7 protein-coding genes are annotated in these 2,725 nt (G+C 28.1%); all 7 read right to left on the bottom strand.

Annotated features, from left to right (window positions below; genetic code table 11):
* A partial coding sequence (locus tag HMPREF9131_RS08820; RefSeq protein ID WP_369744402.1) for a JAB domain-containing protein occupies nt 1-232 on the bottom strand: 232 nt, incomplete at its 3' end.
* Nucleotides 135-644, bottom strand: coding sequence for a UPF0758 domain-containing protein (locus HMPREF9131_RS08100; protein ID WP_009346401.1), 510 nt, complete (start codon nt 642-644; stop codon nt 135-137). The genes HMPREF9131_RS08820 and HMPREF9131_RS08100, both read right to left, overlap by 98 nt.
* Entirely contained in the window at nt 631-1,020 is a 390-nt protein-coding gene (locus tag HMPREF9131_RS08105) for a nucleoside triphosphate pyrophosphatase (protein ID WP_232202608.1), read from the bottom strand. The genes HMPREF9131_RS08100 and HMPREF9131_RS08105 overlap by 14 nt, the downstream gene beginning before the upstream one ends.
* Complete coding sequence (locus HMPREF9131_RS08825; RefSeq protein WP_232202609.1) at nt 1,013-1,225, bottom strand: Maf family protein; 213 nt, start codon at nt 1,223-1,225, stop codon at nt 1,013-1,015. The genes HMPREF9131_RS08105 and HMPREF9131_RS08825 overlap by 8 nt, the downstream gene beginning before the upstream one ends.
* Complete coding sequence (locus HMPREF9131_RS08110; protein WP_004825953.1) at nt 1,226-1,735, bottom strand: Gx transporter family protein; 510 nt, start codon at nt 1,733-1,735, stop codon at nt 1,226-1,228.
* Complete coding sequence (locus HMPREF9131_RS08115; protein ID WP_009346403.1) at nt 1,732-2,112, bottom strand: NusG domain II-containing protein; 381 nt, start codon at nt 2,110-2,112, stop codon at nt 1,732-1,734. Before HMPREF9131_RS08115 ends, HMPREF9131_RS08110 begins: the two co-directional genes overlap by 4 nt.
* Before the next feature lie 83 nt (nt 2,113-2,195).
* Entirely contained in the window at nt 2,196-2,465 is a 270-nt protein-coding gene (gene rpsT, locus HMPREF9131_RS08120; protein WP_009346404.1) for a 30S ribosomal protein S20, read from the bottom strand.
* Between the last annotated feature and the right edge of the window lie 260 nt (nt 2,466-2,725).

The raw sequence follows: 2,725 nt of genomic DNA on the forward strand, positions 1-2,725 counted from the left end.
TGTCTATGCCAACAATTTTTGAAACTTCCACAAGTCTTCTTGTCAAATTTCTGTCTTCTTGTGATGGACTGGGATCACCTGTTGGATGATTATGTAATAAAATTATACTGTGAGCCCCATCTGAAATTGCTTGTCTAAAAACTTCTCTGGGATGAACCACAGTCATATTTATTATTCCATGAGAAATTTCTCTTATATATTTTATTTCTTTTTTGGTATTTAAAATAATTATTACTAAAAACTTCTGTTTCCAAATCTCTCATAGATGCCATCACATATTTAGCCGCATCTTCTGGACTTGTGATTTTTTTTCTATCGTATATGGAAGAAGAATTTAATCTTTCTGCTAGTGTTAATGCCGCCATTATCATTGCAGCTTTTGCTTGACCAACTCCCTTAATTGCAGTTAATTTATCCATGCTGGCTATTCTTAAACCTGAAAGTAAACTGCTGTTATTTTCACGTTTCAATTCTCTTAAAATTTTTTCGCACAACTCCACAGAAGTTAGCTCTTTTGTACCTGTTCTAATTATTAAAGCGAGTAGCTCTGCATTTGTCAAAGCACTAGGCCCCAAGTGTAGTAATTTCTCCTGGGGCCTTTCTTCTTCTGTCATATCTTTTATAGTAAATTTATTTTTTTCCATTTCCACTCCATAAAAAATTAACATTTAAATATTTATACAAAACTTCATTTATCTTATAAATAGGAAGACCGATTATATTGTTATAATCTCCTTTAATGGAAGAAATTAAAAGTCCTCCCCTACCACCAATTGTATAGGCACCAGCCTTTCCTTCAAATTCATAAGAATCTAAATATGCCTTAAGTTCTTCATCTGTAAAATTTTTAAATTCAACATAACTTTCTTGGCAAGAAGTATATTTAAAATTATCAGCTAGAGAAATTACAGAAAATCCTGTAACTATTCTGTGCTTTTTTCCCCTTAATTTATTAAGTATTCTGTAAGCATCCTCATAATCTTTTGGTTTTCCTATATTTTCTCCATCCATATCAACCATCGTATCTGCTGAAATAATTATAGAATCTGCATAATTTTTGCTTATACTTATGCCTTTTTTCAAAAGATAATGCCATAGTTAAAATTTTTATATCTTTATAATCTTTATTTTCATAAATATTTGAAGGAACAACTTTAAACTTCGTATATTTCTCCAAAACTTCTTTCCTGCCCTGAGATTGTGAAGCTAAAATAATTTCACGCATTTATACCACCTTGAATTTAATTTTATTTAAATGTTTTTCCATAAAAATTGCACTGATTCCCACAAAATATCCGGTAAAAATCCCTATAATTACAAGTAAGGGCAAATAAGTCATAATTGTTAATGATTTTAACATAAGTGATGCCACAAGTATTTGACCTAAATTATGAAAAAAAGATCCAATTTCACTTATGCCCACAAGAGATAAATATTTGGATAAAAATTTATGGGACAAAATCATAGAAAAACAAGACAATAAGGCTCCTGCAAAAGAATAAAAAAAAGCTGTCACTTGTCCTGAAACAAGAACCAAAATTACAGTTTTTAAAAGAGCAACTATTAAACCTTCTTTATAACCTATAGAAATAATTGTTACTAAAACAACTATATTTGATAAGCCAAGTCTTGCTCCTGGAATTGCTACGGGAAGAGGAATCTGTGACTCAAACAAACCCAAAATTATTCCAAAACTTGTTAAAAGAGATAGGAAAATAAGTTTTCTATTTGTCATCGTAAAATCACATCCAATCCCTTTTCTTTATCAGAAACAATTTTTATCAGAAGTCTATTGGGAAGACATATAATAGAATCTCCCACAAGAGAAATTTTTCCTTTTTTCATACAAATCTTATCTTTGCAATCTGATTCTTCTATATAAACTTTTTGATCTTTAATAACAACAACATTGTGACCAAATTCATTATCTATTTTAATCTTTTCATTTGTTTTTTCGTTTAAAACAATCTCTTTATAAACGTTTCCATTAACAGTAATTATAACTTTTTTACCAAGTTTATTATCAACAAATTCATTCTTGCCTGTAATAAACGCAACAAGCCCAGAAATAAGTAAAATTATTATGATTACTAAAAAATCTGCCTTTTTCATATTAACCTCTAAAATATTATAGCATAGAAATTAATATCGGCAGAAATTTTAAATAAAAAAATAGAGACCTTTCAAAATCTCTATTATCCTACTAATTTATTATTAAGTTTCTTTGTAAGTCTTGAAATCTTTCTTGAAGCTTGATTTTTGTGAATTACATTTTTTGTTGCAGCAGTTTTTAACTTTTTATCAACGTCCTTTAAAAGTTCTTTTGCTTCGTCTAACTTTCCTAAATCAAGAGCTTGGTTAAACTTTTTAATAGCTGTTTTTACTTGAGTGTTTCTATATTTATTTTGTAATTCATTTCTTTTTGCAACTTGTATCCTCTTAATCGCAGATTTAATATTTGCCATTTCTACACCTCCTATTGATTTCTTTAAATACTTATAAGATTTTAACAGATTACGGCTAATTTTGCAAGATATTTATAAACAAAAATCAATTTTTGCTTTACTCATCATAAATTGAGATTATTTTCTTGTGTATTTTATTATTAAATTCTCCATTTCTAGAAGTGGGTCAATATTTGTTGATTTTAAAATTCTGTCACTTTTTAAAAGTTCATCATAAAAATCTCTCAAAAAATTCCATTTTAAAAATTCGAAGAATAATT

The sequence above is a fragment of the Peptoniphilus sp. oral taxon 836 str. F0141 genome (genome assembly GCF_000179335.1).
GTDB lineage: Bacteria > Bacillota > Clostridia > Tissierellales > Peptoniphilaceae > Peptoniphilus_A > Peptoniphilus_A lacrimalis.

Excerpts from the sequence above, each read along its gene's own strand:
- HMPREF9131_RS08110 (WP_004825953.1), bottom strand. The coding sequence starts at position 1,735 with ATGACAAATAGAAAACTTATTTTCCTATCTCTTTTAACAAGTTTTGGA.
- HMPREF9131_RS08825 (WP_232202609.1), bottom strand. The coding sequence starts at position 1,225 with ATGCGTGAAATTATTTTAGCTTCACAATCTCAGGGCAGGAAAGAAGTT.
- rpsT (WP_009346404.1), bottom strand. The coding sequence starts at position 2,465 with ATGGCAAATATTAAATCTGCGATTAAGAGGATACAAGTTGCAAAAAGA.
- HMPREF9131_RS08115 (WP_009346403.1), bottom strand. The coding sequence starts at position 2,112 with ATGAAAAAGGCAGATTTTTTAGTAATCATAATAATTTTACTTATTTCT.
- HMPREF9131_RS08105 (WP_232202608.1), bottom strand. The coding sequence starts at position 1,020 with ATGGTTGATATGGATGGAGAAAATATAGGAAAACCAAAAGATTATGAG.
- HMPREF9131_RS08100 (WP_009346401.1), bottom strand. The coding sequence starts at position 644 with ATGGAAAAAAATAAATTTACTATAAAAGATATGACAGAAGAAGAAAGG.